Annotated in this window: 6 protein-coding genes; 2 read left to right on the plus strand and 4 right to left on the minus strand. The window is 39.3% G+C overall.

Annotated elements, in window-relative coordinates; genetic code table 11:
- Window positions 1-197: 197 nt before the first annotated feature.
- From clpA to DNK85_RS09570, 4 genes are all read right to left on the minus strand, one after another.
- Entirely contained in the window at window positions 198-2,432 is a 2,235-nt protein-coding gene (gene clpA / locus DNK85_RS09550; RefSeq protein ID WP_119329347.1) for an ATP-dependent Clp protease ATP-binding subunit ClpA, read from the minus strand.
- A 124-nt stretch (window positions 2,433-2,556) separates the two neighbouring features.
- Window positions 2,557-2,880: an ATP-dependent Clp protease adaptor ClpS gene (locus DNK85_RS09555; RefSeq protein WP_119329348.1), complete on the minus strand. Its 324-nt coding sequence runs from the start codon at window positions 2,878-2,880 to the stop codon at window positions 2,557-2,559.
- Between the two features lie 295 nt (window positions 2,881-3,175).
- The gene (gene hemF, locus DNK85_RS09565; protein WP_119329350.1) at window positions 3,176-4,096 is read right to left on the minus strand and encodes an oxygen-dependent coproporphyrinogen oxidase; all 921 of its coding nucleotides are present in this window, start codon (window positions 4,094-4,096) and stop codon (window positions 3,176-3,178) included.
- Complete coding sequence (locus DNK85_RS09570) at window positions 4,090-4,731, minus strand: alpha/beta hydrolase (protein WP_119329351.1); 642 nt, start codon at window positions 4,729-4,731, stop codon at window positions 4,090-4,092. The genes hemF and DNK85_RS09570 overlap by 7 nt, the downstream gene beginning before the upstream one ends.
- 304 nt (window positions 4,732-5,035) lie before the next feature.
- Here DNK85_RS09570 and DNK85_RS09575 point away from each other — a divergent pair, with 304 nt between their 5' ends.
- Window positions 5,036-6,226: a thioester reductase domain-containing protein gene (locus DNK85_RS09575; protein WP_119329352.1), complete on the plus strand. Its 1,191-nt coding sequence runs from the start codon at window positions 5,036-5,038 to the stop codon at window positions 6,224-6,226.
- A gap of 62 nt (window positions 6,227-6,288) precedes the next feature.
- The gene (locus tag DNK85_RS09580) at window positions 6,289-7,167 is read left to right on the plus strand and encodes a LysR family transcriptional regulator (protein ID WP_119329353.1); all 879 of its coding nucleotides are present in this window, start codon (window positions 6,289-6,291) and stop codon (window positions 7,165-7,167) included.
- Window positions 7,168-7,290: the final 123 nt, after the last annotated feature.

Genomic DNA, 7,290 nt, shown 5'->3' on the forward strand with positions numbered 1-7,290 from the left:
ATTTTGGAATGACTATATTACCTAATGCAACAGGTGGTGCTAATGTACAGCTAGATGTGAGTCAAACAAGCTGTTTAATTAATGAAAAGGGTGTGACTTTATTATCTGGTGATAGTTGCACAGTGGCATCTCTTGCCCATGAAGAAGATGGAGGTAAAGTAGATTGTATGTAATTTTCAAGCTAGATCTGTTGCATATTAACTATACTTAAATACAAGCTTATCGTTTTTAACAGTCAATTCTGCACGACCGCCGTTGGCGAGTTTGCCAAAAAGAATTTCTTCAGCTAATGATTTTTTAATTGATTCTTGAATTAAGCGTGCCATTGGTCGAGCCCCCATCTTCTCATCATAACCGTGCTCAGCCAACCAATCTTTGGCTTTCTCATCGACTTCAAGCGAGACACCACGTTGATCAAGTTGTCCTTGAAGTTGGGCTAGGAATTTATCAACCACAGATTTTACATCTTCTTTTGATAATGCGGCAAATTGAATAACTGCATCTAAGCGATTTCTAAATTCAGGGGTAAAGATACGTTTTAGTGCGTCCATACTATCTGGCGCACTATCTTGTTTGGCAAAGCCTATCGAGTTTTTCTGTGATTCAAAAGCGCCTGCATTTGTCGTCATGATCAGAATAATGTTTCTAAAATCAGCTTTGCGTCCGTTATTATCGGTTAATGTGCCGTGATCCATAACTTGTAGTAATAAATTATAAATATCAGGGTGTGCTTTTTCGATCTCATCTAAGAGTACAACAGCATAAGGGTGTTTGGTTACTGCTTCGGTTAGCAAACCACCTTCTTCATAACCAACATAACCAGGAGGCGAACCTATTAAGCGCGATACAGTATGCCTTTCCATATATTCAGACATGTCAAAGCGTAATAGTTCAACACCAAGCAAATTGGCAAGCTGTTGTGTCACTTCTGTTTTACCCACACCAGTGGGGCCTGCAAACAAGAATGATCCCCAAGGCTTGTTGGGGTCTCTTAAGCCAGCTCGAGCTAATTTAATCGTATCAACCATTGCTTCAATGGCCTCATCCTGGCCGTAGACCAGCATTTTAAGATCTTTACCAAGGTTCGCCATTGAGCTTTTATCTGAGGCTGAAACCGTTTTCGCTGGAATTCGAGCTAAGCGTGCAATCATGTTTTCAACGTCGGTGACATTGATCAGTTTCTTTTTCTTAGCATTGCTACTTGTGCGCTGATAAGCGCCAAGCTCATCAATAACATCGATTGCTTTATCAGGTAAAAAACGCTCGGTAATGTACTTAGCAGATAACTCAGCTGCTGCTTGTAATGCTGGCAATGTGTATTTGATGTTGTGATGATCTTCAAAATAAGGCTTCAAACCTTTCAATATTTCAAATGTTTGATCAATCGTTGGCTCCTCGACATCAACTTTTTGGAAGCGCCTTGCAAGTGCATGGTCTTTTTCAAAAATTGTGCGATATTCTTGATAGGTCGTAGATCCAATACATTTCAAATCACCTGAGGCAAGTGCTGGTTTAATCAAGTTTGAAGCATCCATAACACCTCCTGAGGCAGCACCTGCACCAACAATGGTATGAATCTCGTCGATAAATAAAATTGCACCTTCTTCTTCTTGTAATTGCTTGAGCACTTCTTTAAAGCGTTTCTCAAAATCACCACGATATTTGGTGCCAGCAAGCAGTGTACCCATATCAAGGGAGTAGATAACACCATTGGTTAAGACATCAGGTACTTGGTTATCAACAATTTTTTTAGCCAGACCTTCAGCAATGGCAGTCTTACCCACACCGGCCTCACCAACAAGCAAAGGATTATTTTTACGGCGACGGCACAATACTTGGGTGACACGTTCAATTTCATAATCACGACCAATTAATCGATCAATCTTACCATCTTTGGCACGTTGATTAAGATTTACAGCATACAACTCAAGCGGCGTTTTTTCTTTTTGTTCTTCAGTTGGCGCGTTAGAGATCGTTTGCTGTGTACTTTGAGTGCTATTGTTATTGTTGGAAACACCATGAGAAAGGTAGTTCACGACATCTAGGCGTGTAACATTTTGTTGTTTAAGAAAGCTCACTGCCTGACTATCTTGTTCACTGAAAATAGCAACGAGTACATTTGATCCTTGCACTTCACCACGCCCTGAGGATTGAACGTGAAATACTGCACGTTGTAAAACACGCTGAAAGCCAAGTGTTGGCTGAGTATCTTTGCCATCCTCGGTAATTTTTGGTGTAGACTGATCAATAAAGGTATTTAAAATGTTTTTCAGCTCAGAAAGATTTGCTCCACAAGCCTTTAATACTTTTTTGGCATCAGCATTATCGACCAGTGCACTTAGTAAGTGCTCAACAGTTAAATATTCATGTTTTAGGTCTCTTGCATGCTGAAATGCTTGATTCAATGTTTGTTCGAGTTCCTTACTTAGCATACGACACCTGCAATAGTTTTTAATCCTTATGTTTTATAATAGACGAATTGCAGGCACAAAAAAACTCGAAACTACTAAATCGAGTTTTTTTTAAGAAAAAAGTTAATCAGGACGAATAAATGTGTTATGCCTTACTCGTAATAAGCATTAGGGGATGCCCAGCTTTGTGCGCAATTTCCATTGCTTTGCAAGCCATTGTTTCAGCTAAATCTTTGGCGTATTTGCCGCAGAGTGCCTTACCTTTGTAGTGGGCTTCCATCGTGACCTTTTCAGCCTTTTGCGCATGGAGTTTAAAAATGCGTTGCATTAATTCAAGAACAAATTCCATGGGGGTAAAATCATCATTGAGAACGTAGACGTTGCGCATCAGCGCGCCATCTTGCTCAGTGATAGGCTGTTGAAAGGCGGTTTTTGTGTGTTGAGTTAGTTCAATATCAAGATCTAACATGGTTAACTCCTTATGTTCAACAAAATCACTTGATTTACATGTTGATAGATGGATTAAATTTATATTTGTTTCATTTCTTATTTGGTTTGTTTGCTATGCAATCAAGTGGGCTCTCGGATCAAAACGCAAAAAAACTGATCGCGTTTTAACCGCTGGAAGTATTACAGCAAAAAGTTTTTAAAAATGCAAGTGAATATCTGATTAATGTGCAACCAATTTTCATGGTGATGTGCTAAAGCCTATGACTAGGTGGTCTTAATATACAATCATAAATGTTCAAATATGTTGCATTGTGTCATTTAGCTGCTAACCAGTCACGAACAGGTAAAAAGTTTGTATAGAGTTGCTCCTCTTGAGACCCAGCTTCTGGGTGATAGTTATAAACCCATTTAACTAAAGGGGGGAGAGACATCAAAATAGACTCCGTGCGTCCTGAGGATTGCAAACCAAAGTGTGTGCCGCGATCAATCACAAGGTTAAACTCAACATAGCGCCCGCGGCGATAGAGTTGAAATTCGCGTTCGCGCTCACCATAAGTGATATCTTTGCGCTTTTTCAAAATTGGTGCGTAGGCTTTGATGTAATGATCACCAACGGATTGTGTAAAAGCAAAGCATTGCTCAAAATCCCAATGGTTTAAATAATCAAAAAATAAGCCACCAATGCCGCGACATTCCTGTCTATGTGGTAAATAGAAATACGCATCACATTGTTTTTTATACTTGTCATAGGTATCCTTGCCAAAATCTTTACAGGCATTATATGCCATGGTATGCCAGTGAATGCAATCTTCTTCAAAACCGTAATAAGGTGTTAGATCAAAACCGCCACCAAACCACCAAAAGGGTGTTTCTCCTTCTTTTTCAGCAATTAAAAAGCGCACATTCATGTGTGAAGTCGGTGCGTATGGGTTTTGTGGGTGAATCACTAAAGATACCCCCATTGCTTGAAATGAAAAGCCCGTAAGTTCAGGCTTCATTGCTAAAATGGCTTTGGGTAGTTCATTGCCTTCAACATGCGAGAAGTTGACGCCACCTTTTTCAATGACTTGACCATTTTCTAGTACGCGTGTGCGTCCTCCACCTAGACCATTTTGATATTGCCAGTTGTCTTCTTGAAAGGTTGTGCCATCAATCTCTTCTAGTTTAGCGCAAATGTCATCCTGTAATGCCAAGAGATAATTTTTTACGCGTCTAATATCATCTGTTGTTACCATGTTCTCATCTCATTTTGATAATGTTGTTCAAGATGTTTTCTTAGTTTAATCAGTTGTCCATGAAAGAAATGTCCAACGTTGTTCAGGCGAATAAAGGTTGCGTCAACAGTGGTTTGTTGGGTGAAAAATTCACAAACGGCTGTGTAACTCACGATCTCATCATCAATGCCTTGAATAAGGCACCACGGCATTTTAGGCTCAGGCTGTTGCACTAATGGGAAATTAACAACCGCAGGTGCTATGGTTAATAATGATTTGACATCATTTTCGTAGTGTGTAGCTGCTTTATAAGCAATGGAACCTCCAAAGGAAAAGCCGGCGAGAATAATTTTCTGTTTGGGTTTTCTCTCTAGTAAATTATCAACTACGGACAAAGTATCTTGAAGTTCACCTACACCCTCAGCGTAGTGACCTTGACTTTGACCAACACCACGGTAATTAAAGCGAACAGCCTCAATACCCAAGTTGTTAAAGGCTTTGGCAATTGTGGTAATCACTTTATTATTCATTGTGCCTTGAAACAAAGGGTGAGGGTGACAAATAACGACACTGATGGCAGGGTGTATATTCTCTTTAGGTGTGTCAATCACAGTTTCAATAACACCTGACTCCCCCTTAATAAAGAATTGTTGCATATAGAGTATGATATTTAAGTAATAACGATTGGGTTTAATTCTAACAAAGCAAATAGCAAAGCGCTAAGGCTATTAGAGTAACTAATGAAAATAAGTTGACCCTTGGTTACCTCCTCATCCGTGCAGCTTAGGCTGCACGAGCAATCCCGCGAGGGGAGAGGTAATAGATCTCACAACTTATTTTTATCACTAAGTAAATGCTAGTCCATATAAACAGATGAGGCACATACCACTGGCAACAGCATGCGTTTAATTTTACAATGTGATTTACAAAAGATATAGATGTGATTGACATGGAGTTTTAATGTCCGCTGAAATAAGACTGAACGATAATCTATTAATGGCGCTTAGTGATATTGAAAAGTATACTCCTCCTATGAGTATGAGCCGACAAACCTTATCAGCAGAATATACACAAGTACTTGTTACTGGTGCCAATGGTTATCTTGGTGTGCATTTAATTGATGAATTGATGAGAAATTCCAAGGCGGTTATTTATTGTGCAATACGTGGTGGGTCGTTGTCTGATGCTAAGGCAAAACTCGATGCTAATCTTAAACGCTATGGATTTGCCAGGCATATAGATCATCCGCGTCTTAAGATTGTTATGATTAATCTTGTGAAAGCTAGATTGGGTTTGAGTGATAAAGACTGGGTGACACTCAGTGAACAGCTTGATGCGATTTATCATAATGGTGCTTATGTTCACCATTTGCAAAGTTATGAACGCATGGCTCCCACTAATGTGGGAAGTACTGCTGAAATTATTAAATTGGCTTGTCATATTAAACCAAAGCGCATTCATTTTATCTCGACAAAATATGCAGCAGTTAACTGCGTTTCAAACATTGCGCGTGAAGGTATGCCGCCGGTTGCACCTGTTCATCCTGATATTAGCTTTGGCTATACGGTAACTAAATGGGCAGCAGAATGGTTGTTATGGAAAGCTCAAGAGTATGGTGTTGCAGTTGATATCTATCGTTTAGGGCAAATAACAGGCCAATCAACCACGGCAAAAAGTAATTATGAAAAAAATAACTTAACACGCTTTATTCTAGGCTGTATTGATATGGGGGTGGCACCTGATCTGCATGCTCAACATGAGATGGTTCCAGTCGATCAAGTAGCACAAAGTGTTATCGCATTATCACAGTTGCCCTATACCCAGGCTAATGGCTGGAATGTTGTCAATAATGTACAGATAACCCACGCGGATATTTTTAGCATTATTAATGATCTGGGTTATCAAGTTGAGGTGATAGCATTAAATAAGTGGCGTGATAAACTGAACAAAATCAATGAGGATAATCCACTTTTCCCATTGGTTGATTACTATGACAATGATGAAACTATTCCTTTTATCACAACAGAAAATAGCAAAACCATGAGCACTTTGACGCGCTTGGGTGTTAACATTACCGAAGATTACCATGCGTTATTTTCGCGTTATTTGGATTATTGGAAATCACTAGAGTTTTCAAGTTTAAGGCATTAATTCCCTATATTTTAAGACTATTGACTTAAATTTAAAAAGTGAGGGACTAGAGAGGTATTGGCATGTTTCAAGGTAATTTTTCATTAGTGCAGCTGTCGGCATTTTTGGCAGTTGCCAAACACATGAGCTTTACTAAGGCGGCTGATGCCTTAGGGATCACAAAATCTGCAATTAGCCAGAATATTAAACAGCTAGAGTCACTGGCAAAGGCAGATTTGTTGATACGCACAACACGCAAGGTTGAGCTAACGCGAGAAGGGCGTAAGCTACTGATGCAATGTCAGCGTTTGGAAAGTGAGTGGTTTGGGATTAGTCAGTTGATGAGTAGTTTTGATGAGCATCCCGAGGGCACACTTTGTATTAGTAGCAGTTATTACTTTGTTGAGGAAAGTTTAGCTCCTATTATCAAATGCTATTTACAGTTGTATCCGAGTATGGAAGTTCAACTGATTCTTGAGGAGCGCATGCCTGAATTATATCAAGAAAAAATTGATATCGTATTTGGTGTTAATTGGGCGCCACCGGATGATGTCGTGGCTTATCGGCTAAGTAGTACAGATTACGTTTTATGTGCATCATCTGAATATTTGCAGCGTAAGGGATCACCTAAAAACATCTCGCAATTAAAATCACATGACTTTATAGCACACAGTGAGCGCGATGCGGTTTTGTTAGGCGATCCACAATTAAACGCACAGTGTCAGTCGCGCTTAAGTGTTAACAGTATTAGTTGCATGAAACGCTTTGCTTTAGATGGATTAGGTATTATCCAAGCGCATCGTTATATGCTAACAGAAGAGTTGAAAAATGGTGCATTAGTTGAGATTAAAATACCTGACTTCACGTCACCTCAAGTCAATATCAATCTGTATTATCAAAAACAGCAATATGTCCAGCCAAAAATTAAGACGTTTGTTGAGTTAGTTAAGGAAATGATTTAGAAACTAAGCTAGAGAGCATTGATGAAATAGCTATAAAATATGTTGTTAACCCTCTGTACACGATGATTTTTTCATTTGAGTAGCTCCTGTAATGGTCGATTTAAAATCTTAAGGCAGAGCTTA

It is taken from the genome of Cysteiniphilum halobium (assembly GCF_003574425.1).
In the GTDB taxonomy this organism is placed as follows: Bacteria; Pseudomonadota; Gammaproteobacteria; order Francisellales; family Francisellaceae; genus Caedibacter; species Caedibacter halobius.